General features: G+C 46.4%; 27 protein-coding genes and 3 pseudogenes. 9 read left to right on the top strand and 21 right to left on the bottom strand.

The genetic code is table 11. From position 1 onward, the window contains the following. Nucleotides 1-250 precede the first annotated feature (250 nt). The gene (locus tag QQM41_RS04220) at nucleotides 251-931 is read right to left on the bottom strand and encodes a YfdX family protein (protein WP_339077791.1); all 681 of its coding nucleotides are present in this window, start codon (nucleotides 929-931) and stop codon (nucleotides 251-253) included. 149 nt (nucleotides 932-1,080) lie between these two features. Between QQM41_RS04220 and QQM41_RS04225 the strand changes: the two genes are divergently transcribed. After that, on the top strand, nucleotides 1,081-1,428 hold the full coding sequence (locus tag QQM41_RS04225; protein ID WP_339077792.1) for a DUF3147 family protein: 348 nt from the start codon (nucleotides 1,081-1,083) through the stop codon (nucleotides 1,426-1,428). 114 nt (nucleotides 1,429-1,542) lie between these two features. Here the strand turns inward: QQM41_RS04225 and QQM41_RS04230 are convergent, their stop codons facing one another. Then, nucleotides 1,543-2,328 (bottom strand): DNA/RNA non-specific endonuclease, encoded by a 786-nt coding sequence (locus tag QQM41_RS04230; RefSeq protein ID WP_339077793.1) that lies wholly within the window; start codon nucleotides 2,326-2,328, stop codon nucleotides 1,543-1,545. 144 nt (nucleotides 2,329-2,472) lie between these two features. On the opposite strand from QQM41_RS04230, the gene QQM41_RS04235 reads away from it, so the two are divergent. Continuing rightward, complete coding sequence (locus QQM41_RS04235; RefSeq protein ID WP_339077794.1) at nucleotides 2,473-2,865, top strand: hypothetical protein; 393 nt, start codon at nucleotides 2,473-2,475, stop codon at nucleotides 2,863-2,865. Between the two features lie 326 nt (nucleotides 2,866-3,191). On the opposite strand, the gene QQM41_RS04240 is transcribed toward QQM41_RS04235, so the two are convergent. After that, a complete protein-coding gene (locus QQM41_RS04240; RefSeq protein ID WP_339077795.1) occupies nucleotides 3,192-3,404 on the bottom strand; it encodes a hypothetical protein in 213 nt (70 codons plus the stop codon). A gap of 153 nt (nucleotides 3,405-3,557) precedes the next feature. Then, nucleotides 3,558-4,322 (bottom strand): glycosyltransferase, encoded by a 765-nt coding sequence (locus QQM41_RS04245; RefSeq protein ID WP_339077796.1) that lies wholly within the window; start codon nucleotides 4,320-4,322, stop codon nucleotides 3,558-3,560. 272 nt (nucleotides 4,323-4,594) lie between these two features. On the opposite strand from QQM41_RS04245, the gene QQM41_RS04250 reads away from it, so the two are divergent. Next, nucleotides 4,595-5,323 (top strand): DUF1796 family putative cysteine peptidase, encoded by a 729-nt coding sequence (locus QQM41_RS04250; protein ID WP_339077797.1) that lies wholly within the window; start codon nucleotides 4,595-4,597, stop codon nucleotides 5,321-5,323. Between the two features lie 86 nt (nucleotides 5,324-5,409). Here QQM41_RS04250 and QQM41_RS04255 read toward each other — a convergent pair whose 3' ends face one another. The 10 genes from QQM41_RS04255 to QQM41_RS04300 all read right to left on the bottom strand — a co-directional run bounded on the left by QQM41_RS04255 (nucleotide 5,410) and on the right by QQM41_RS04300 (nucleotide 11,143). Continuing rightward, entirely contained in the window at nucleotides 5,410-5,532 is a 123-nt protein-coding gene (locus tag QQM41_RS04255) for a hypothetical protein (RefSeq protein ID WP_339077798.1), read from the bottom strand. Then, nucleotides 5,529-5,729, bottom strand: a complete 201-nt coding sequence (locus QQM41_RS04260) for a hypothetical protein (protein ID WP_339077799.1) — start codon at nucleotides 5,727-5,729, stop codon at nucleotides 5,529-5,531. Before QQM41_RS04260 ends, QQM41_RS04255 begins: the two co-directional genes overlap by 4 nt. A 1-nt stretch (nucleotide 5,730) precedes the next feature. Continuing rightward, complete coding sequence (locus QQM41_RS04265) at nucleotides 5,731-6,111, bottom strand: hypothetical protein (RefSeq protein WP_339077800.1); 381 nt, start codon at nucleotides 6,109-6,111, stop codon at nucleotides 5,731-5,733. Beyond that, the gene (locus QQM41_RS04270) at nucleotides 6,108-6,458 is read right to left on the bottom strand and encodes a hypothetical protein (RefSeq protein ID WP_339077801.1); all 351 of its coding nucleotides are present in this window, start codon (nucleotides 6,456-6,458) and stop codon (nucleotides 6,108-6,110) included. The genes QQM41_RS04265 and QQM41_RS04270 overlap by 4 nt, the downstream gene beginning before the upstream one ends. Nucleotides 6,459-6,520: 62 nt before the next feature. Further along, nucleotides 6,521-6,994 carry a hypothetical protein gene (locus QQM41_RS04275; RefSeq protein ID WP_339077802.1) on the bottom strand — a complete coding sequence of 158 codons (474 nt, stop codon included), beginning with the start codon at nucleotides 6,992-6,994 and terminating at the stop codon, nucleotides 6,521-6,523. Then, nucleotides 6,991-7,497, bottom strand: coding sequence for a hypothetical protein (locus QQM41_RS04280; RefSeq protein WP_339077803.1), 507 nt, complete (start codon nucleotides 7,495-7,497; stop codon nucleotides 6,991-6,993). Before QQM41_RS04280 ends, QQM41_RS04275 begins: the two co-directional genes overlap by 4 nt. Nucleotides 7,498-7,545: 48 nt before the next feature. Next, nucleotides 7,546-8,931 carry a CotH kinase family protein gene (locus QQM41_RS04285; RefSeq protein ID WP_339077804.1) on the bottom strand — a complete coding sequence of 462 codons (1,386 nt, stop codon included), beginning with the start codon at nucleotides 8,929-8,931 and terminating at the stop codon, nucleotides 7,546-7,548. Beyond that, entirely contained in the window at nucleotides 8,924-9,334 is a 411-nt protein-coding gene (locus QQM41_RS04290) for a hypothetical protein (RefSeq protein ID WP_339077805.1), read from the bottom strand. The genes QQM41_RS04285 and QQM41_RS04290 overlap by 8 nt, the downstream gene beginning before the upstream one ends. Next, a complete protein-coding gene (locus QQM41_RS04295; RefSeq protein ID WP_339077806.1) occupies nucleotides 9,334-10,410 on the bottom strand; it encodes a tail fiber domain-containing protein in 1,077 nt (358 codons plus the stop codon). Before QQM41_RS04295 ends, QQM41_RS04290 begins: the two co-directional genes overlap by 1 nt. A 7-nt stretch (nucleotides 10,411-10,417) precedes the next feature. Beyond that, complete coding sequence (locus tag QQM41_RS04300; protein ID WP_339077807.1) at nucleotides 10,418-11,143, bottom strand: hypothetical protein; 726 nt, start codon at nucleotides 11,141-11,143, stop codon at nucleotides 10,418-10,420. Between the two features lie 369 nt (nucleotides 11,144-11,512). On the opposite strand from QQM41_RS04300, the gene QQM41_RS04305 reads away from it, so the two are divergent. Together QQM41_RS04305 and QQM41_RS04310 are read left to right on the top strand one after the other, a co-directional pair. Further along, the gene (locus QQM41_RS04305; protein WP_339077808.1) at nucleotides 11,513-11,920 is read left to right on the top strand and encodes a hypothetical protein; all 408 of its coding nucleotides are present in this window, start codon (nucleotides 11,513-11,515) and stop codon (nucleotides 11,918-11,920) included. Nucleotides 11,921-11,959: 39 nt separating this feature from the next. After that, nucleotides 11,960-12,511 (top strand): peptidoglycan-binding domain-containing protein, encoded by a 552-nt coding sequence (locus tag QQM41_RS04310; protein WP_408874574.1) that lies wholly within the window; start codon nucleotides 11,960-11,962, stop codon nucleotides 12,509-12,511. Nucleotides 12,512-12,898: 387 nt separating this feature from the next. Here the strand turns inward: QQM41_RS04310 and QQM41_RS04315 are convergent, their stop codons facing one another. Then, nucleotides 12,899-13,036, bottom strand: a complete 138-nt coding sequence (locus QQM41_RS04315) for a hypothetical protein (RefSeq protein WP_339077809.1) — start codon at nucleotides 13,034-13,036, stop codon at nucleotides 12,899-12,901. Nucleotides 13,037-13,513: 477 nt separating this feature from the next. Between QQM41_RS04315 and QQM41_RS04320 the strand changes: the two are divergent. Continuing rightward, nucleotides 13,514-13,624 (top strand): annotated as a pseudogene (locus QQM41_RS04320) (IS5/IS1182 family transposase); the annotation flags it as partial. A 6-nt stretch (nucleotides 13,625-13,630) separates the two neighbouring features. Here QQM41_RS04320 and QQM41_RS04325 read toward each other — a convergent pair. Beyond that, a pseudogene (locus QQM41_RS04325) lies at nucleotides 13,631-13,801 on the bottom strand (transposase); the annotation flags it as partial. A 320-nt stretch (nucleotides 13,802-14,121) separates the two neighbouring features. Beyond that, on the bottom strand, nucleotides 14,122-16,167 hold the full coding sequence (locus tag QQM41_RS04330; RefSeq protein ID WP_339077810.1) for an HAD-IIIC family phosphatase: 2,046 nt from the start codon (nucleotides 16,165-16,167) through the stop codon (nucleotides 14,122-14,124). Nucleotides 16,168-16,240: 73 nt separating this feature from the next. Here QQM41_RS04330 and QQM41_RS15695 point away from each other — a divergent pair, with 73 nt between their 5' ends. The 3 genes and pseudogenes from QQM41_RS15695 to QQM41_RS04340 all read left to right on the top strand — a co-directional run. Beyond that, nucleotides 16,241-16,441, top strand: coding sequence for a transposase (locus QQM41_RS15695; RefSeq protein ID WP_408874580.1), 201 nt, complete (start codon nucleotides 16,241-16,243; stop codon nucleotides 16,439-16,441). A gap of 157 nt (nucleotides 16,442-16,598) precedes the next feature. Then, entirely contained in the window at nucleotides 16,599-16,712 is a 114-nt protein-coding gene (locus QQM41_RS15700) for a hypothetical protein (protein ID WP_408874581.1), read from the top strand. Next, nucleotides 16,666-16,890: pseudogene (locus QQM41_RS04340) on the top strand (transposase); the annotation flags it as partial. The gene QQM41_RS15700 and the pseudogene QQM41_RS04340, both read left to right, overlap by 47 nt. A 144-nt stretch (nucleotides 16,891-17,034) precedes the next feature. Here the strand turns inward: QQM41_RS04340 and QQM41_RS04345 are convergent. The 4 genes from QQM41_RS04345 to QQM41_RS04365 form a co-directional block, all read right to left on the bottom strand. Then, nucleotides 17,035-17,286: a hypothetical protein gene (locus QQM41_RS04345; protein WP_339077811.1), complete on the bottom strand. Its 252-nt coding sequence runs from the start codon at nucleotides 17,284-17,286 to the stop codon at nucleotides 17,035-17,037. Nucleotides 17,287-17,351: 65 nt separating this feature from the next. Then, a complete protein-coding gene (locus tag QQM41_RS04350; RefSeq protein WP_339077812.1) occupies nucleotides 17,352-18,332 on the bottom strand; it encodes a hypothetical protein in 981 nt (326 codons plus the stop codon). A 1,198-nt stretch (nucleotides 18,333-19,530) separates the two neighbouring features. Continuing rightward, the gene (locus tag QQM41_RS04360; RefSeq protein ID WP_339077814.1) at nucleotides 19,531-20,343 is read right to left on the bottom strand and encodes a KilA-N domain-containing protein; all 813 of its coding nucleotides are present in this window, start codon (nucleotides 20,341-20,343) and stop codon (nucleotides 19,531-19,533) included. Beyond that, on the bottom strand, nucleotides 20,330-20,602 hold the full coding sequence (locus QQM41_RS04365; protein WP_339077815.1) for a hypothetical protein: 273 nt from the start codon (nucleotides 20,600-20,602) through the stop codon (nucleotides 20,330-20,332). The genes QQM41_RS04360 and QQM41_RS04365 overlap by 14 nt, the downstream gene beginning before the upstream one ends. Between the last annotated feature and the right edge of the window lie 7 nt (nucleotides 20,603-20,609).

Genomic DNA, 20,609 nt, shown 5'->3' on the forward strand with positions numbered 1-20,609 from the left:
GAACTTAAAAGACCTATCTGGAATGACTGGGGATGCAAAAACATTCCAGATAGGAACCGGGGATTGAACGGGATAAATCAAGACGAACCAAGAGTTGTCGCGACGATGCCCCTTGCCCCACCAGCAGAAACGCCTTCATCGCCGCGACAGGATTGATAATAAGAACCATTCTTAATAAACGCAACATAAAAAAGCAGGGGTGGAGAACTTTTTTGCTCCCCACCCCTGCCTTGCAACACAGCGTGTTGTTTTAGTTCGCTTTTTTAGCCGGTGTGGAGGGAGCCACTTTTTCCACCACATCGTCAGAAACAAAAACAATGCCATCCAGCAGCTGGTTAAGTGCTTCTACAGCCTGCTGCGGCTGGCGGCCTTCTGTAAACACTTTTGCGCGGTACAGGGCACCTTCGCTCTGTTCCAGCGGGGCAAGGGCCAGAATGAAGTCTGCATCTTCACCCACAACCTGCAGGCTCTGCTGTGCCTGCTGGGTTTGCCCGGCCTGGAACTGCTTGTTGGCGTTAGCTAGTGCTGCCTGTTTTTCTGGGGCCAGTGTTTCGCTTACAATAAACTCACCACCAACTGGCACCCATGTTGTGGGGTTGGCAACCGGCGTATGGGTTGCAGAAGCCGGATGCTGCGGAGCTGGCTGAAGCTGGCTTTCTGCCGCAAAGAACTTCTTGTTATCTGCACTGGCAGCCTTAAAACGCTTTTGCGCATCATACAGCGGCGGAATGGCGGCATCGGTTTTGCCCTGAGCCAGCAGATCACGCGCCTGAAACACATCCATCATGGCTTTCTGGCCATCAACGGAAAGACGATGCATGGCATGGCCAGCCTTGAACTTTTCCCACGTGGTGTGCACGGTGCCTGCCTGTGCCACAGAAAAACTGGTGAGCAATACAGCAGATGCTGCAAAAAGAGCTTTTAAACGCATAAAAACTAATCCAGACTGATTTAAATTTTCAAAAGATAACGGATGATATCCTGAAAATTAATTTAATGCGCCGGGTGGGGTGATACAATTCATCTATATTAAAAAATATATTATAGTCAGGCGTTTTTTATTTATTGTCTGATACCTGAATGTTTTTTCTTCTCAAAACTCTGCTTTCAGCTCTGATTATTGCTCTGGTTTCCACTTTGGCACGCCGTTACCCCGGATTTGGCGCGCTGGTTGCCGCCCTGCCCCTTGTTTCCGTATTTGGCATGATCTGGCTTTGGCTGGAAACGCATGATCCTGCACGGATGGAAGCCCATGTCAGCGCCACGTTCTGGTATGTGCTGCCTTCCCTGCCCATGTTTTTGTTCATGCCGTGGCTGATGCGGTGTGGCATGCATTTCTGGCCCGCACTGGCCAGTGGGTGCGGCTTAACCGTTGTTTTATACCTGCTGATGATCTGGGCTGGCCCGTGGCTTGGCATTAGCCAATAAACCACTTGCCAATAGAGTCGCCCACAGTTTCTGCGGATGCTCCGGTGGGTAAGCCTGTGGATAACGTGTACAACCGCCGTGAAAATTGTGGCTTGTACCGTTTCCGGTCCACGCTTACCGCCGTATTTTGCGTGGTGACGGCAAGCGCCAGAAACTCTGCTTAATGGTGTCCGCCACCGCCGGAAATGGATCTACCCCTGTATTGCGAATAAGGGTTGCCACAGTCACCTGATCGCAATGTGGAGAACGTTGCACGTTCTTGCAGACATACACCCCCGCAGCCTGACGACGTGTGGAATACACAGCCTTCCATGTAGAAGATGGCACAAACACGTGGTCGGGCCCAATGGTTGGAATGGGATGACCATGAAACGCAGGGCCGGTGACCACATATAAGTCCCCTTCCTGCACAGCCAGCTCCCGCACCGTGTATTCAATACGTGCCCAAATACCCTGATTAAGCGCAATGGATTGCGGCACCATGTTGGAATACGCAAAAGTTTCAAATTGTGCTGTTGGCGTTGGCTGATCCGCACTGGGGGCCATGTGCCCCCTGCTGTAACCGGATTTTTTGTAATCCTGATCTCGGCTGCCATCTGGCCACCGGGAATCTGCATAAAAAGTGCCTGCACGCATCAAACGTTCTGCAAGGCGCACATTATTGGCCTGCAAATGCTCCGCCGCCCACAAAGGTGTGTGCGTAACAGATGAAACCAGAGCAGCATAGCCCGTGTTACACAGCAGTTCTGTCTGCTTCAGCATGAAAGGCCGCGTTATTGCGGGTAATTTGTTTTCTGGCCCAAAAGCCTGACATGCTGCGTTTTCCTGCGCCCAAGCGGCCGAAACTGGCAGGCAGGCCACAACCATGCCCAAGCATATTTTTGCAACACGCACACTCATTGCACGAATACCAGCGTGAAGCCCTGTTTTGAATACACAATGCTGCCTTTGTTAAATGCCATACAATACGAAATGCCTTTATAGAAAAGATAACGCCCAAACAAAGGCACATAAAACCAAATCAGCCACAGTTATGGAGCAGAAATGGAGCAGCCCTCACCTTCCAGCACCACTACGCCAGAAACCCTGCGTGAACGCCGCACACAAATGATAACGGCACAACTGCCGGCCAAAATGCGCCGCGCCATACAATGGCTACGCAAGCCCAAGCAAAAATGGGTGCGCCTGCCTTCTGGGCTGCTGTTAATTTTGGGTGGACTGCTTTCCTTTTTACCCGTTTTGGGTGTGTGGATGCTGCCTTTGGGTATTTTGCTGCTGGCAGAGGATATTCCACTCTTTCAGAGCGTGAGCGGCAAGATGTTGGGGTGGATTGCCCGGCGCAAGCCCACATGGTTGGGCATTGCTGAAAACGAAACGGAAGAAGAAGCCTTCCTGCGCGTTCAAACCTTTCTGGAGCAGGATTTATACCATCCCTAAAGTTTTTATCCGCAGCTATCTTGACTGCCAAGCTTAGTGGCCTTGTCCACAGATTCTGCGGATGCTCCGGTGGGTAAGCCTGTGGATAACGGGCACAACCCATGTGAGTCACGCTGATGATTTACCCCATACCCTGTATAAATCCGGGCACCTGACTAAATGCTTTTGCCCCCAGCATAGCCATTATTTTTGCCATGCTTTCCCATTTCCTGATTGACCATTTTATAGAAAGAGGTGAGGCCTAAAACTCACTTTGAAATAACCACAAAAAAACCGCCAAAAGGCGGTTTTTTCTTACCCAATTTTTAGAATATATCTCTTAGGCTTCAAACAGATTCCGACATTTCATACGGTATGTTGGCTTTTGTCAGTTCTGCCAGAAAATCTCTATCTACTACAGCATCCTTATAGTTTTCATCTTCCACACATTCCTGCCAGGAAAGCTCGGATGCAGAGGGTTTGGCTGCTTTCCAGGTTTGATGCAAAGCGGATGCCTTGGAAACAAACTCTTTCAGAACAGAAATTGTAACAGTGGTCATAGCGTAAACTTTCTCTTCAATCTTACATACTTGTTTCTATGTGGCCTTAGCAGATAAGCACTGCAAGGTATTCATTCACACTTTCCACAAGGTTGTACACAGGCAGAAAAACCCTACACCAAACCCTGTGGAAAGAGACACAGATATGGCGCTTTATTTCTGACGGTGAGGTGGCCTTGCCTTGCGCCAATTGCCTTCAGCCGATGCCTTGTAAGCAAGCTCATCATGCCAATAGCTCGCGCCAGCACGGCTATGGTGCCCAAGCAAAAAACCACTTCCATTGGCATGGGGTGCTGATTGCGGGGTGACATCAAAAAGGTACTTTATAGCCCCAATTGTTGTTGTACCCGGCCCCGTATTCACCCAGATGTTCTCAAAGCTATTGGGGTTATTTTTATAACGGGTCAGAGAATCACAAAGGGCATGAATAATGGCTTCAATAACAGGGTGCTTTTTTCTGGAGATGATCAACCCGTTTTCAATGCACCATGGGCTGCCAACGGCGTACAGGAGGAAGCATTCATAAGACGCATGACCGGTGATGTGAACGAGTGGAGCATGCATGGAAATATCGACGTCAACGTAAATACCACCATGCACATACATGTCACACATACGCCACAGATCAGACCGCATGGCAGGGTGGAAACACACATCAAAAAGCGCCACCATATCTGGCCCGAAATGCGTATGCAGAAAAGCCCGCGCAGATTCATCATGCGTGAGAGCCATCTCAAAATCCGGGTTGTTGTTTTTTACTTTTTCAATAGAACACGCTACGTCATCCGGCAGTGTTTCACTATGCCAGTATTGAGAAATTCTTTTCGGGATAGTTGGTGGCAGAACGCTGTTATCTGGTGGATCAACATCCGCCTGACCAAGCGTTGGAAGCCAGCCACTTTCCACGCCTTTTTCCAAACAACGAAAAAAATCCATTTTGACATGGGGCGGATTGGGGCGCCTAGATTGCGTGCTCATATTTCTCGTCATAAATATTATTTTTCATAACCACAAAATATTAACATGAAAAAATATATAAACAAAAAGGTCCCTTACCTATGGGGGCGGACATAATACTATCACACAGACCCGTCCTGAGAACGGTGTTGAAAGAAAAGTTAAAATATTCCAATATCAGAATATACATACATCCATATAAGTATCAGTTACACCCATTTCCGAGAGCGCTTATGGACAGTCTGAAAAAAGCCAAACAGTCTGTAAAAGACCTGCTCTCTTTACTCGTATATTACCGTCATTTCAGACGTATTGCGCAGGCTGTTCAGGATATAGAAATTGTATCTGTAGGAGACCATTGCCTTACAGCCTCAGTGCTCAAAAATTTGGGACTTAAAAAGAAATCTTATCCGTTTGATTGGATATTTAGTGATATCCGTATGGTAAATCATTGTATTCAGGATAATTTTTTAACATTCCTGGATAGATCACAACATATGAAAATTTCTGAAGATGAAAAACTTTCACCAGATACTAATTTTTGTGATCACATATATTACAAAACACACTATGGCGTTCTCTTTACATTCAATCACTATGATATATCGGATGATAAGATTTACAGATACTACGAGCGCTGTGTTGAAAGATTTATAAATCTATTACACTCAGATAAAAAGGTTATATTTTTATGTATTTCTCAAAGAATCAATCAAAACGACTTTTATGAACTTTCAAAAACCTTATCACTTTATAACAATAAATACCTTCTCGCTCTAAACTTCATACAGCGCAAAGATCAACTTTATACATGCAGCATCTCCCTAGAAACAGAGAATGCGCTTTTATATTCCATTTCACGCAAAGAAAGTATTGACGGCACGGATTTTCAAACCACACAGGATTTCATGAGCTTTATGACCGTTTTCTCTGCGTTTCTTGCCTCCCAGAAAGGGCAATAGAAACACAAGGCATCAAATTTTTGCCTTATATCAGTGGCATAAAACAACCAGCCAAGAGCCTGTCCGCTACCTATGGCGGCTCTTGGTCAATTTCCACGCCAAAAATCCGACCGCACCACCAGCAACCGCCAGCCTACAGCCAAGATGATGGTGGCAAAAAACACTCCCCCACCACCAACAATCATCCCGCACTCAAAATCCGGCGTCATGCAGACTGGATGGCCGTATTATCCACCTGGCATTTGGCAAAGATGGCCTGAATATCCGCTACACTCGGCCCAGTCTTGCTCTTGGATTGTTCCAGAGCTTCCTTGACCGTTTCATAAACTTCCGGCCCGTATTTTTCGGCCAGACCGGCCACTGTGCCCACTACGCCAAGAATGGCGCTGATTTCTGCTGCGTTCATGTTACTTGCTCCCGCCAAGTGCTGCACAGGCATCTGGCGTGGTACCGGTTTTCAGGCCTGCCCAGCAGGTTTGAAAAGATGCGAAGTCTGTTTGCAAAGCGGATACTGCCGTTTCAGTAATACTGTTGCCAGCCTCGATAGAGGTTTCCAGAGATTGGATCTCATTGAACACAGACTGGCTGGCACGTTTGGCAATATCTTTCTGCGTATCGGTCAACGCTACGCCGGGCATCTTGCCTGCCATTACATCCGGCATCGGGTTGGCCAACGCATGGTAGGCGCTGTCCGCATCAAAAACCGCCTGACGTAGTTTTCCCTGCGCGGTATCGGCACAGGCAGCAAAAAGGGGCAGCAACCCCAAAGCAAGAAATACTTTCTTCATTTCGTATCGTCTTTCGGAATAGCCACAACAGAACCGGGGCCAGCTTGGGGCAGTTCGGCTTGTGATGAAGCTGCACCACGCAAAAGAAGCGCAGCGTTAGCGGCCTGTTTCCAGTTGAGAGCAAGAAAGTTGATAATCCGGTACAGAAGCCATAGCTTGCCGGACTGATTAGCCGGAAGCGGAATCTGGGTTGCCGCTGCCCCTGCTGCTGCAAACACAACACAGGCATAAAGCACCCATGTTGCTTCTGGCTGCGGCAGTGCAGCTACCATGGCAGGTAGAGACAAACCAGCTGTAATGGCTTTTGCTGTTTGGGCAATGTTGGTTTTTGTAGGTGCATCAGCCATGAGGAAATACCCTTTCTGAGTAAATACAACTCCAACTGGCATAAGCGATAAACGCGCGCGCCTTATGCATGAATGGCCTGTTGAAAAAGAGATATGTTCGCGCTGGCAACAGCTTGCCCCAAAGAAGTATTGTAGTGCTGCTTGTGATACATACTGAGGGCTTCAGAATCTGTAGATTCTGGCAGCGGATCTGGAGCACGCAGATACTTGATCCTGGCCATAAGAATGGCATAACGCAGGTTCCAAACCATAAGACTTGCATCAGGCTGACCTGAGATTCCACAAGATTCACATATCTTGTTTGCCAAATCTAATTTATATTTCAGAAAATTTATCCAACAGTCATCATGCGTTGCAGGCTCCATTTGTGCGATACCAAGAGCAGGCCCGTGTATCTGTTTCAACCAAGTGAGCTGACTTTCCACCAACGTTGTGCCGGTAAGCAGGTTAACCGCAGCATCACTTCCCAAATCCACATATTTTAAAACAGGCTGTACAATAAGGTATTTTACCTGAACAATATTTAACCCACTCATGCTGCTTCCATTAAACACGGGCGCAAAACATAAGGTATATATTGTAGCTGCGGCACCGGGTGTGGTGGCGCATCCCACGGTTCGCGCCAGTGCAGCCATTTTACCCAGATTGTGCTGGCCACTTCCTGATCAGAAAGCAATGTAGAACCAACTGCCGCACCAAGCGTGCAAAATAGCCCGACAATAACCGCCAGCTTTTTCCAACGCCTCAAACTATCCTCCGCCAAGCGGTTCCGTTCTTCTTGGGCGCCGGTATGGGCAGCCAGTTGGCGCGTGAGATCAGAAAGCTGAATACCAATTCTGTCCATCCCGGCATTGGTGGCCTGCTGCCTGGCATTCCCTTCAGCCCGCACTGCGGCAATATCACGGCTGATGCTGTCCAGTTTGCCATCTGTCACATCCTGCCGCCGCTCTACAGCAGCAAGGCGTTCCTCATGATCATTCAGACGTGCATGCACGCCATCAGCTACGCAGGGGGTGCCCGCGCTCTGTTCGTCTGTCATTCTTTTGTCCGAGAGAAACGGGCTGCCCGCTTAAAGGCAGCCCAGCGGTTATGCGCCGCTATAACCAAATTGCCCGTCAATCCACGCCATTCGGCGGCTTGCTATATCGGAAAGATAGCTGACAGAATGGGCAATCTTAACAATGCCCTTCTGGTTTCCCGTGTATGCACTAGTGGGCCAATTGGCAATGTCCTGTGCCATCATGTCGGGGTTAATCATGGCACCGTATGTATTGATGAAGTCTGCAACAGCGCCATCAGAAATTACCCCAGCATCGCGCAACTGCGCCCAACGGGCACGCAATTCAGGACGCATCTGCTCACGTATAACCTGAAAAATACCCGGCGGCTGATTGCTGAGTGTATTGACGCTTGTTACCCAACCAAAGGTCGGATCAACAGAACCATTTGCAGACAAGAACCATGATATACCGAAGGTTTCATCCTCATCATACGGCCAGAAATACCATACGCCGGATGTAGGGGTGGCATTCCAACTTCCGAGCATGAAGTTGTTGTTCAGGCTATCAAACGAGAGAGCCCATTCCGTGATGATGATGTAATCAAGTGCGCTCGTGAGGTCTAAGTAGCTCTTGTACGTAGAACGAAAATCGATGGTTCCTTTACAGCAAGCCACCATCCAATTCACGACCCGTGCCGCTGCATTGTTCACGGTAGCATTCAACGCTGACATATCATCGCCAGTATCGTACCCTTTAATATCTGGCGAAGGGAAATCCCATTCTGTGCTATTAAATAACCCTGACCACATATTGCCTGCATGTTGCGGCTGAATGAGAATGTGTTGCTTGTTGCTATCATCCATCAGATAGGCTGGCGGATCGTTGTCTGCCCGCATGACATACAAGCCCAAAAACGCCCCATTCTGCCAGATTTCAACAGGCACGCCAGCCGTAGAGAACAAAGCAGACTGATGAACCCCAAAATCTGTATTGTCAAAATACTGGTAGGCAGACAGAGGAGCCAGATAACCTGATGGATATTTATGCAGGTTACGCCATAGTTCTGTTGTCAGGCTATCACGCATCAGTGTGCGGTCGGCACCATACCCCTTGCAGGTAATGCTGGTCATGGCAGGCCAGCCGCCTACCTTAACAGCCAGCTTATTGCCGGTTGCCGCATTGCCTAATTTGAACTTCCAATTCTTTTTATTGGCTGTTTCAGACGATTGGCCCTGCGTTTGCCATGTGCCAGAGGCAGAAAATAGCGGTGTTGTGCCTTCAAAAAATGACACAGACATTGTCGGTGTTGTGCTATTGGTAGGTAGGTCGCCTTCCACCATGATGCGCAACGGCTGTGTAGGCATCGGGATTGTTACGTAATCCCATTGGTCAGACGTATTGTTCTGGCCAAGCTGGACAAGACCGCCGTTATCAATAACGCCGGTTGTCGGTGTCGCGTAGGATTTAGCCAAAGATCAGCCTCCCATAGTAACGGGATGCACCATCCCACATGATTTCCACACAGCAGATGGCCCCGATACGGCTATCCACAAATGCAGCCCCATCAGGCCAGATCACGTTGTCAGGCCATGTGATTTCGCAATTTCCGCCATAAGGCTGCTGGATGAGCACACGCATGCTCTGCAATTCGCCAACATTGCCACCAGATACAGATAGGATGCAGTTCTGATCAGGCAGGATGCGATAGCCAATGTTGCCACGATTTGCGAAAGGCAGGTCACAAGAAGCACCGGGGTTTGCTTTGGTCAGCATCGGGATGCCGCTTGTCATGGCATCCACAATCTGACCGCCGGAGAAGGTGCTGCCACCCGCCCCGGTTGCAACTCCTGCTGAAAAATCAAGCAGGGTTGGCATTATGCACCTGCCTTGGCTTCAAGTGCCGCAACGCGCGTTGTCAGAGCAGACAGGGCGCTTTCCTGTGCAGAAATCTTGGCTTTTGCAGCCTCAAACAGAACACACAGGATCTGCTCATAACGCAGCATCTGCATATAGACCTGCTTGCCTTCGCCATCCAGAACAGGGCTTTGGACGACAGAACCATCAACAACTTCGTCCTTGTAAACAGGGGAGTTTGTCCACAAGGCGTATTTTGCGGGGTCAAGTCCTGCCGCCATAATGGCTGCTTGCACCTTCTGGGCAATGAAACCGGCATGAAGCCGCGCTGCATCAGCGCCTTTCTCAGCAATGGAAGCATTAAGCTGGAACATGCAGGTATCCAGCCCAAACAGTGCTGCGGCTAGTTTCTGCCCATCTTCATAAGACACATCAGCCAGAGAACCAATTACGGTTTTCTGCGTGGCGTCAGAAGTCACCTGCACGGCAGTTTTGGAGTAAATATTCCCATAAGCAAAACCGGCGCTGCCCAAATCAGAGATGCCGTTATTAGCAGGCCGCACACGATCCACACCAGACAGCGTGAGGGCAGACTTGTTATCAGAGTCAACAATACCCCAAACCATAGCATTGATAACCGTAGTGCCGTTTGACAGCTTCCTTTGCGTCCAAGACTGGATTGTTTTAGAGGTATCAGCACCATCGCCATAGATTACGGTGGCATTGTTATTTGATCCGACCGGGACAGAAACATAGCCATTCGCATTGATCGCAGCATAACCATTCGCCACGCCAGCCTGTGATGTCTGCACAGCGTTGGCTGCTGCTGCCTGTGCAGCTGTTGCTGTGGACTGTGCTGTTGCCGCAGCCGCACTTGCAGATGAAGCTGCAGTCAGAGCATTAGCGGCATCCTGTCCTGCCTGAGTGGCAACGGTGTTCGCGCTAGAGGCATCGCTGCTTGCTGTAGCAACAGCCGTAGCATTATCCGCAACAGCCTTACCCAGATCCGCCAATGTCTGAACGGTACTCCCGCCTGTAGCGGTTACAGAACAGGCAGAAAGATCAAGTCCGTTAGGTGCACCGTAAGTTGTAGCCATTGTAAAATTACTCCGAAACGGCGCACAGAACGCCGATATTGTTAATTGTATTGGGGAAGAAAACACTGCCGTCTGTCAGGACAATTCCGGTATCGGTATCAACAGACAGGCCAGCAGGAAGCGCAGAGGGATTGCTGACGTAAGACGCGGGCGCGACATACACATTCCCATTCACGGTGAAGTCTGATGGAATAGTGCCCGTGGTGCTAGGCCGCGCCACTACAGCCCCCCCCAGAACAGTCAGATAATCACCATCTTGCATAGCTGTTGCTATGTTAGAAAGTGCAACATCACCTGATGCAGTCCGCACCTTTGCGCTTTCATCCAGTGTCAAAATCGGCTTTAGGGCTGCTGACTGCGTTTGCGTAGCAGGTACAACGGTCAGCACAGATTGCAGGGCTGTACCATCAGTCAATGCCAGATTGCCATTGGCATCCAAGGCCGCAACGCCATTCGCTTTACCACGAGCTGCATTTACACCGTTGGCTACATTCTCGGTTGCCTGTTCTGCCTGGGCCGTGGCTGTTGCTGCGGCTGTCTGAGCAGCCGTTACCGCATCAGACAAACCGATAGTTTCAGAAATACCCTGAGCCAAAACAGAAACCGGAACCTGTTCGGCCTGCGTTGTGCCTGATGATGTAACGACACCCATAAGTGTATCCGTACCAGATACGGCACTCGCCTGCGGCAAAGACGAGATAGGGGTGCCAGAGGACGTAGTTGCCCCCGACATTATTTACGTTCGTCCAAAAGAACGCCTCCATTTTTTGGAATGAGATTCCGAAAAAATTCTAGATTTATTTCGGAAACATCCTTTATTTTACACCTAGGATTATATTTTTATTCCTGAGATGATGAGACAGGAATAACAGTGACCACGCAAAACTGTTAAGAACACAATAAGAACAAATGTTCGCATTATTGAAAGGATGCATTCTCTAAAGGCATAAAGGGTATGGAAAGTAGCGCGTGCAACTTACCTCATCTTTACTTATCGCCTATCTGCCGTGTGCAGAATTGACAGGTAAAAAGCATTCGATACCTCGCCAATGATGAGGTACTTTGCTAAATAAAAATAATTGGAAAATGCACTGGTCGATTGATGAAACGATTTCTTTTATTCGCTGCCTTCTTTTTCCCTAAGTTGGCATGCGCTCAAACATATCATCCTGATTTTTCGTGCCAAAACCTCCCCCCGAAAAATGGGGTTGCGGTCATGCTTTGCCAGAATAGCGACGCAGCAAAACATGAACTACAGTTCGACCAAACTTATTATGCTCTCCGTCAAATAGTAGGAAAGCCCGGCTGGAAGGCATTAAAGCAGGAAGTTATTTTAGATGAAAACGCCACAAACCAGATGTGTGGCCTGCCAATTCCCGGGGATGACAATCAACTTGTTCCTCCTGATGGAGCAAACTGTTATATAGCTGGCATGGATCGGCTAACGGCTAAATATAAAGCTCGCTTATCAGGTTCTGCACTCGAAGAAGCGAATAGAGCCATTGATTAGCATATTGCGCTTCAGCAAAAGCTTATCGACCTTGGTTATATGCCGGATGGCTCTGTAGCTGATGGCGTTTACGGCGAAAGCACCCGCGCCGCCATTCAAACGTGGCAGAGGGTAAACCATAGGCCATCGGATGATGGATTCATTTCTGATGCTGATGCGGCCACCCTTTCCGGGCTGATATCCACCCCGAAAGCAGCGGTTCCAGTATATCAGAATACTCAACCTTCAATACCCGCGCCGCCATCTTCACCAAGCCAATCTGAAATTGGCGTAAGCCAGTATGACCCCTGCGGTGGAAACATCATTCCAATTCCACCAGCAAGTTATTACAATGGAAATATTGATCCGTATGGAGCAGAGGGAAAATGTTTTGCTATTAGCACAGCTCAACCAGCTGGTAACATTCAGTGGTTAACAGCAAACGCGCTGCTTATTTTAGGTTACCCCGTGTTAATAGTTTCTGACCAGCATATACAACTCAACCAGACAGTTATCGGAATTGCTATCGAACCTATTCAATATAACAGCGCGATAGGTTCAATGAATACGCCGTTAACCCTGAGGTTTTTGCGTTATAGCGGATCTTTTTGAAATATCATCATTAAAACAAACTGCAATCTGCAGGCAACCTTGGCTGCACATAGTCCCTCACACGTAAAGCATGCTAGTGGTGAGGGGCGTTTGTTAGTCCCGATGGATCAATATGACAGAGAGCCCAGCGCAAAAAATGGTCTCTTATTTAGAGTTACACTCAACCATAGCGCGAGATAGTAATGAAGACAGAAAGGCGCGCAGGCATTAGTGCTTATAAAAAAGCCAAGAACTATTGCGGATGCCCCAAAAGGGTCTCCCGTTGAATTTGACAAGATCAGCAGAGAACTACAAGCTTTGGGGTACTTCCATAAATATGGAGACTTGAGGCCCGCTCTGGACTTTTTGAAAGAACGTAAAAAAGCGCTCCAATAAAGCCGCCTTTCCTCACGCCAAAGCCTTCCACCCCACGCCAACTTGATCTTCTTCCTCAAGATGGGGCCAGAGTTGAGTGATGGCGTAAGCTGCTTTCTTGAGAGATTTTTTGCCTTTCTCGATATTTACCGTTTGCACGTTATTGTCCATTTTTGCCCTAATGACGTCTTTGCTTTGCCATCCTCACACCAGCGTTGCCCAGCCGAAAGGATAGCTGGCCGTTACGGCGCTTACGCTAGTGGATCTGCAAAAGGACGTAGGAACTCAATAGCTGATAATTTCCACTTGAGTTGCTACTGAGAACCTTTGCCACCCCTCCGGGTGCCGTCGAATATCTTCCCGAAAGTAAGGCCCTTCTCGATCATGCTCCAGTCACTTCCAGAAGACGAGATCGGGGTATGCACTTGCAGGTGGGCTGCCTCACAAAGGATCTGATTTACACGCCGGCCCGATAAACCAACCTGACAACCAATATCTGTTGGTATCATATAGTTATCTTGCATTGCGGCAGGGATAGCAGTGTATCCTATCCCTCCCTAAAGGATTGATGCCGCAAAGCACATGTGTCCCACGGGTAGCATAAGCAGCTTCTGGTTTTCATCAACATTCGGCAGGAGAACGGGACGTCCCCCCTCCACGGATCTGGCCATCCCGTTCTTTGGCTACAAGTCGCATATTTCTATCGACCGTAAGTTTCGGCTGATCCACAAATGGAAGACGACAGATGCCGCCGCCAGTGTCACGGACCAATGTCTGACAATTCGCTTTCCTGCCCAGGGTCGAAGCATATTGGGGCGCCACGCCAACAGAATGTTCTCCTTTTTTGGAAAGGGAGGTATCATCGATGATCAACCATGAACGCTTGCCGCCCACTAGATAGTCAGCATGACGCCACAGAGCAGCCTCAAGTGGCGCAAGCCATGCTTCCAGATCCGATTGCCAGTCGGTGTTCATCGCCAGCTTCCACTACAGCTGGTCTTCCATGAAACACCGATCGCACCCGTTGGGAATCCTTAACTCCAAATTTTCTGCCAAAGTAGTGCTAGGCGGCATCCTACCCGATGCTTACACGAAGTGCTCCAGAAGGCGTTTTTGAATGCTGACAGGCAGCCAGCTGCGATGACGTACTTTCATGCGCCATATCAAGCTTTTATTGACTTACCTATGCCAAGCCCTATCATTTTTTATGTCACGCAGTCGCGATGATTCATAGTACAATGATGCATGACCTACATTTATATATCACGTGATTTTTGCCAGATTGTCTGTTTATTATCATCTGAAATAAGATCGTACCCATTGTTTTCGTACACGTTCCTGCAAGGAAGATTTTTTGGTGTATTGATTATAATCGCCTTTGATATATCATAATTACTAAATATATGCTGATTTGTCATTTCAATAACGGTGCGCTCTACCCCAATACCCATGACGCGACAACTCATCACATACTGAATGATAGTATCATTATGCACGATCAACACCGCAACTAGACCATACTGTGTGAATTTATCAGATACAACAAACGAGTATAATTTCATACCAGAAGAAAATCCGGTTTCAATTTCCTCGCGTGTCCATCGTTTACCCGTTGTATTAAACTGATTGGTTTTGTTAATTAATTCTAATGACCTTATGAACCTTTCATGTGACGTATCTTCAATTATAAACTCATCGACAGTTACATTAAGGGATGCAATAAAATCTTCTTGTGAAAAGTTTTTACGCATGGTTTCACGCGTCACCTGAGCACGTACCATTTTCGTACGTTGTGAAGATTCCTCGGTAATATGTGCAACCTGCGTTTCCGGTGCATTCAGCAGGATGTGACGCCAATGAATGGGATTTCCACCCATTACCCGAATACCGGGGAAAGCTTTTTTGATATCCGCGCGCTGGGCCGGATTATCGTCAATATAAATCACATTCTGCGGCAATAAATTAACATAGCTAAGAATTTCAGACATATTTTCCGATTTTTGCTTCCAATTTATGCGGAAAATAGAAAAATCTTCCAAGGACAGAATGTTACCAACAATATGACCCCATGCATTTTTTACGGTTTCTTCCTCATTTTTGCTAATAATCGCAAGAATGATTCCACGACGCTTTAGAAACAGTAATGTCTCCCAGAATGCTTTGGGCCACCCTTCACTTGTTGGCATGTTCTGTGGATCAGATTCGCCAATGATGCCACGCCACAGCGTATCATCAAGGTCTATCACAACCATTTTAACAGAATCTTCTTGTTTTATAATGCGGTACATTGATATAATATCATTCCACCCTGATATTATAGTTTTTTGTATATTTGAATTATAAATTTGCATCGCATTAATACTTACATCAATGCGATTTATATCATATGGATAATCAAAATCTCCTATGAAAGAGCCATGATTGAAAGAAGAGATGATATCTTCATGATTATATCTCAATCCAACATTCGCCATAACATCATTAACGTCATAAAAGTATGTATTTTTATATTCCTTTAACTTTTCAGATAAAAAAATATTCAATTCCCGAACAAAGTATTTTGGATTTAATATGCTATAATTATCCATTAATATTCCAACATAGTTCTTCTGCGGCTCAATAAAAGAGAATGTAAAAGTCAATATACCACTTTCTTTATTCCATTTCATGGAATTTAGAAGCATATTTTCAATCATACTTTTACTGTATTCAAGAAGATTAGCATGTCCTTCTATGTCGTTTTCTGCAAGCCTCGCAAATGCTGCATCGGGAATGATCGCACGAAGAGGCAATTGCAGAATCTGAAAATTGTATTCCGCCAGTGGTTTTTGCGGTAAATTTGGAAGGTCATTACCTACAAAATATATTTCGGCATTAAATTTTTCTTCCATACTGTTGATATATTTTACCCACTCCGCAGAAAGACAGCTTCCTACAATAAGAACATTATCTATTTTCACATTATTTACGGAAAGATTCTTTGGATTTCTGTAATTATTACCGATAAAATTTTTAACATACTCATCATAATTATCTTCATTATTAATTAAATTATTTATATTTGATTTATATTCTGCAGATTCAAGAAGATCTCCTATTAATTCAATGACTGTTTTTCCTGATTTGATAAGTTCTATTTTATATTCTTCGTCGCCAACATTTCTCTTTAGAATTTTTTGAAATAGAGATTCTATTTCTTCTGAATACACTATTTTTTCTAAAAAGTTTTTACTATTATCCAACTTTATTCTCCGTTTTTCAAAATTTTTTACTTGTGCAATATATGTATCATATAATTTCATTCCTATAAATACTCTTAATTTAGGGCGTGTCGTCAGTTAGCATCTGGCTGCCGATCGCGACAACGAATACATGATGATCGACAGCACGATTGTCCGGGCTCACCAGCACAGTGCGGGTGCCCGTAAAAAGGGGCGCGGATCAGGCCATCGGGCGGCTCCGTGCGGACTGACCACGAAAATCCACGCCATTATCGATGCCGCAGGAAAGGCAGTCGCCCTGTCCCTGACGCCCGGGCAAAGAGCAGACATCACGGAAACAGCCCCTGCTGGATGAAATCGACCCTGCGACCTTTATCGCCGACAAGGCTTATGATGCTGATCCGCTTATCAAAAAGATCGAAGATCAGCAGATCATAGCGGTTATCCCTTCAAGAAAAAACTGACGCAATCTACGGAAAATCAGCTTTCAACTCTACAAAAACAGAAACATTATTGAACGCTTCTTCGCCAAGATGAAGCAGTTCAGAGGCATTGCAACACGCTACGACAAGCTGAAGTCATCAGAGCCCCAGGAGCAAACCGGAGATGGCGATCGAAGAGATTGATCGCCTCTGTGCCGCAGGTGTCCGTTTTGGCTGTGTTCTTACGGATGCCGGTTATGGCCTGTCTGCCCCGTTCCGTCAGGCTCTGAGCACGCGAAACCTGCGCTGGGCAGTCGGAATACCACGTCATCAGAAAGTCTATTCCACCGATGTGGAGCTGGTGTTTCCGGCCAGAAAGCGCTGCCCAGTCTACCAACAATACGACAGGCCATCCTTGATCGTATCCTGCGACTACCCACCAAGCAATATCCGCACTGTGGAAACCTTCCATTCCAGCCCCCAAACGTATTCTGCCATAGTAGTGCTAACATGAACTGATCATTATTTATGGTGAAGCTTGTGGAATTTTAAGTGGTAATATATCCTTTAGATATTCAGGATTATGAATTGCTTTCGTTGTAGATTTTGCCAATTGAAGATACCAATCACTTGGTAAATATGGACACTCTTTCTCATCTAATACTATGAATTTGTTTTCAGGTGGGATATTATATATTGGCAACGAGGATTTATTAGCCAACATTTTAAACATTGCCGTTCCTTCATTCACCTCATCAAACATTGCGACATATATCATTCTTGCTCCAGAATGAACTGTATTATATATCTGATGCCAATAGAATTGTCCGCATTTTCTGGGTATTACCTGATCCGAAGTTGTAGAAAATGGATTATCAGCATGATAACCATTGGCATGTGAATATCCAGGAAATACAACTGGGAAATAATCAATATTTTTTTATGTGTGAAATTTATGTCAGGTTTTAATAATTCATCTTTATATTTATCTGATTCCTGAATATTTTTGTATCTTCCTACAGTCCATGGACTAATAACAGACAACATTGACCATACTTTTTTCCAATCAGGATTATTGTCTGCATCGTTTATTCCTTCATTCCAGTAGGCAGGAACTCCACCAATAAATGTCACACCCCCAAAATCATTACTAATGTCTTTTAAAGATTTCAGTAAGTTGACTGCATGTTGTGGCGTAAGAGAGCGACCACTAAAACCCAATCCCCATATAGCCAACACTGGTTTCCCATGATGTCTCAGATAAGATGGACTTTTAGTAATTCCTGATTTTATAATATTTTCCCAGTCATTTACAACTAGGTTAAGTTTTTCATCTGGAAATCCTGAAAGATCATACATAACATAAAATACTCTTCCATTTCTTTCTGAGCTATTTTTTATATATTTTAATTCTATATTTGATGAATTGTAGGAATTATCATCAAGAATAATATTGGCAAACCTCTGTACTGCAACCCCATCTATTCCATACTTTTTCATCCAATAAAAATGTTTTTCTATAGTTTTTGGGTCTGAATTTGTGAAAAGATTTATTGTATTGTTATTTTTGTCTCTCATTAATGTTTTGCATTTTTCGCCATCAGAAAAATCGGCCATATCAGGCAACATATCTACCGCCATATTTTCGCCATTTTTCCAATGTCCCCATCCAAGATATGCATCATCTGTTGGACAATGAAACCATCCTTGATATCCCATAATTAATTTTCCATTTAGGGTATTAGAATCAACCATATCAGAGCAAACAGCATTTTTTGATAAAAACAAAAAAATAATCCACAAAAAAAATTTAGCTAATTTCATTTATTTCACGTCTATTTGATATTAGTGCATTGTTGTAATAATTATATTGTAAAATGTAAATGGTGTAAAGTATGTTATCTTATGATGTGGTTTTTGTATTATAGCGTTAGGCATAAATTATATGTAGAAAAAAGTCCGTCCGAAAGGCAGTATCCTGCCGAAGAACCTTCGGACAGACATGATATCTGCGATTTACTATGCCAACAGAATCGTGCGGAGTGACTTACCGCCTGGATTGAGCCGTGGTGGATTAGGGCCCGTTAGACCTTGATGTAGTTTGCTGTAGCGGCAATGAGGGTGCTTGCCATCGAGCTGGTTTGTCTGGACGAATTCGGGAGTGGGTTCCAAAAGGGAAAAAGAAGGCAAAGCAGGCGTTCGTGCCAGGGTTCACACCACATGACCTGCGCCATACATGGGCATCATGGCATTACTGCGTACACAAGGATCTTCTTTTACTGAAATCAGATGGAGACTGGAGCAGCATCAATACCGTGACAGTGTATCGAGAGGATATTATTAAATGATGGAGTTCAGGCCCGCGCATTGTCCCGAAAGCCTAAAAAACAGTAACCAGTCCATAACCAACAACCATGAAATAAGGAGTGGAAAAACGGTTTACCGTGTACCGATTTGTATCGGAACATTTGGCATAGCACTTAAAAAGTGGGAGAAAACTGCCGGTTATGGATGGTGGGCGCAACAGGGATTGAACCTGTGACCCCTACCATGTCAAAAACCAAGTCAGGGTATAGATATTTGCAGTTTTCCTTGGGTTGTAAATATCAATAACGCAAACTCCTCAAAATTTCCTCACATTTCTTTTTCCCTTGTACCCCTTCCCAATCCGTACTATGCTCATGGGGCTGCGGCGGGTTTGTCTGTTGGTAGCGGTGAGACGCCGCAGCACTCTATTCCGGTGCTAGGCGCAATGGTTAGTAGGCACTTTGGGTCATAGGCCCGGTAAAAGCGCGGCGAACCCCTGAACAGGTGAAGCATATTCACCGACCGGAACCATTTCCTATTTGGAAACAGTTCAGTCCCCGTTATAACACCGCAAGCCAAGAGCCTGTCCGATACCTATGTCGGCTCTTGGTCTTGCTCGTTCCTTTACGCCAAAGCTTTCCGCCCCACGCCAGCCCGCTCTTCTTCCTCACACCAGCGTTGCCACCCCCGAAAGGGTGGCTGGCCTTTATGGCGCTTACGCTGGTGGATTTGCAAAAGGGCGCAAGAACTCAATAGCTGATGGTTTCCACTTGAGTTGTTGCTGAGAACCTTTGCCGCCCTTCCGGGTGCTGTCGAACATCTTCCCGAAAGCAAGACCCTTCTCAGTCATGCTCCAGTCGCTTCCAGAAGATGAACCAGGAGTATGCACTTGCAGATGGGCTTCCTCACAAAGGATCTGGTTTACGCGCCGACCCGATAAACCAACCTGACGGCCCAGCTCCGTTGGCGTCAAATAGTTATCCTGGGTTGCGGCGGGAATGGCTGTGTATCCCATCACCTCAAGCGGATTGATGCCGCAAAGCGCATGTGTCCCGCGGGCCGCCATAAGTAGCTTCTGGTTTTCATCAACATTCGGCAGCAGTGCCACCACGTTCATGCAGCGCGTGAAGGCGGTATCAAACGCTGGCTTGCGGATGCGTTTGGGTTTTGGGGCAGGGTTGGGGATCTGGCCTGTAATCAACGCATCGAATGCCCGGATCACTTGAAGATGGAACGCTGGGCTGATCCACATTGCATAGGCGTAGACCAGTTCTTTGCAGGCGTAGGTTCCGGGATTGATTCCGCCATTTTTGGACTTAAGTGGCTGAAATCCGTCAGTCGGGAAATTTCCCGACTGCTTTAATTCTTCAGCCAACGCCTTCGTCTGCTTGTTCTTTACCCATTCAGAAGGAGCCTTGTTGGGATCCCCACCAGATGCCTTCCAGCAATCATTCAGGCAATACCGCCCTTCCGCATCTTGCCGGATAGTTGTGGAAAGAATGGTCAGTTCTGTGTTATGCGGCGTCATGGCCGTTTTCCTTTTCGGCTGAAGCAGCAGGCGTCTGATTGGCGTTAGGGCCTGCTGCTTTCTTTTGTTCGAGTGCAAACTTGATCAAATAACGAATGGTAGCTGTTCTGCTTTCCATTCCATTTGGCACCCCCCATTCATCAATGGCCTCTACCTCTGCCGTGGGGAGAACCGTGACTAGGCGTGTCTTCGGCTCTTTCTGCCTCGCCTCTTTGTAAATATCGAAGGCCCTCTCTCGTGAGAGTACGTAGTTAGACATTTTTGCA

The organism is Acetobacter sp. AC2005 (assembly GCF_037901235.1).
GTDB classification, from domain to species: domain Bacteria; phylum Pseudomonadota; class Alphaproteobacteria; order Acetobacterales; family Acetobacteraceae; genus Acetobacter; species Acetobacter oryzoeni.

Excerpts from the sequence above, each read along its gene's own strand:
- QQM41_RS04220 (WP_339077791.1), bottom strand. The coding sequence starts at position 931 with ATGCGTTTAAAAGCTCTTTTTGCAGCATCTGCTGTATTGCTCACCAGT.
- QQM41_RS04225 (WP_339077792.1), top strand. The coding sequence starts at position 1,081 with ATGTTTTTTCTTCTCAAAACTCTGCTTTCAGCTCTGATTATTGCTCTG.
- QQM41_RS04230 (WP_339077793.1), bottom strand. The coding sequence starts at position 2,328 with ATGAGTGTGCGTGTTGCAAAAATATGCTTGGGCATGGTTGTGGCCTGC.
- QQM41_RS04235 (WP_339077794.1), top strand. The coding sequence starts at position 2,473 with ATGGAGCAGCCCTCACCTTCCAGCACCACTACGCCAGAAACCCTGCGT.
- QQM41_RS04240 (WP_339077795.1), bottom strand. The coding sequence starts at position 3,404 with ATGACCACTGTTACAATTTCTGTTCTGAAAGAGTTTGTTTCCAAGGCA.
- QQM41_RS04250 (WP_339077797.1), top strand. The coding sequence starts at position 4,595 with ATGGACAGTCTGAAAAAAGCCAAACAGTCTGTAAAAGACCTGCTCTCT.
- QQM41_RS04255 (WP_339077798.1), bottom strand. The coding sequence starts at position 5,532 with ATGACGCCGGATTTTGAGTGCGGGATGATTGTTGGTGGTGGGGGAGTG.
- QQM41_RS04260 (WP_339077799.1), bottom strand. The coding sequence starts at position 5,729 with ATGAACGCAGCAGAAATCAGCGCCATTCTTGGCGTAGTGGGCACAGTG.
- QQM41_RS04265 (WP_339077800.1), bottom strand. The coding sequence starts at position 6,111 with ATGAAGAAAGTATTTCTTGCTTTGGGGTTGCTGCCCCTTTTTGCTGCC.
- QQM41_RS04270 (WP_339077801.1), bottom strand. The coding sequence starts at position 6,458 with ATGGCTGATGCACCTACAAAAACCAACATTGCCCAAACAGCAAAAGCC.
- QQM41_RS04275 (WP_339077802.1), bottom strand. The coding sequence starts at position 6,994 with ATGAGTGGGTTAAATATTGTTCAGGTAAAATACCTTATTGTACAGCCT.
- QQM41_RS04280 (WP_339077803.1), bottom strand. The coding sequence starts at position 7,497 with ATGACAGACGAACAGAGCGCGGGCACCCCCTGCGTAGCTGATGGCGTG.
- QQM41_RS04290 (WP_339077805.1), bottom strand. The coding sequence starts at position 9,334 with ATGCCAACCCTGCTTGATTTTTCAGCAGGAGTTGCAACCGGGGCGGGT.
- QQM41_RS04295 (WP_339077806.1), bottom strand. The coding sequence starts at position 10,410 with ATGGCTACAACTTACGGTGCACCTAACGGACTTGATCTTTCTGCCTGT.
- QQM41_RS04300 (WP_339077807.1), bottom strand. The coding sequence starts at position 11,143 with ATGTCGGGGGCAACTACGTCCTCTGGCACCCCTATCTCGTCTTTGCCG.
- QQM41_RS04305 (WP_339077808.1), top strand. The coding sequence starts at position 11,513 with ATGAAACGATTTCTTTTATTCGCTGCCTTCTTTTTCCCTAAGTTGGCA.
- QQM41_RS04310 (WP_408874574.1), top strand. The coding sequence starts at position 11,960 with ATGCCGGATGGCTCTGTAGCTGATGGCGTTTACGGCGAAAGCACCCGC.
- QQM41_RS04315 (WP_339077809.1), bottom strand. The coding sequence starts at position 13,036 with ATGGACAATAACGTGCAAACGGTAAATATCGAGAAAGGCAAAAAATCT.
- QQM41_RS04330 (WP_339077810.1), bottom strand. The coding sequence starts at position 16,167 with ATGAAATTATATGATACATATATTGCACAAGTAAAAAATTTTGAAAAA.
- QQM41_RS15695 (WP_408874580.1), top strand. The coding sequence starts at position 16,241 with ATGATCGACAGCACGATTGTCCGGGCTCACCAGCACAGTGCGGGTGCC.
- QQM41_RS04345 (WP_339077811.1), bottom strand. The coding sequence starts at position 17,286 with ATGATATATGTCGCAATGTTTGATGAGGTGAATGAAGGAACGGCAATG.
- QQM41_RS04350 (WP_339077812.1), bottom strand. The coding sequence starts at position 18,332 with ATGAAATTAGCTAAATTTTTTTTGTGGATTATTTTTTTGTTTTTATCA.
- QQM41_RS04360 (WP_339077814.1), bottom strand. The coding sequence starts at position 20,343 with ATGACGCCGCATAACACAGAACTGACCATTCTTTCCACAACTATCCGG.
- QQM41_RS04365 (WP_339077815.1), bottom strand. The coding sequence starts at position 20,602 with ATGTCTAACTACGTACTCTCACGAGAGAGGGCCTTCGATATTTACAAA.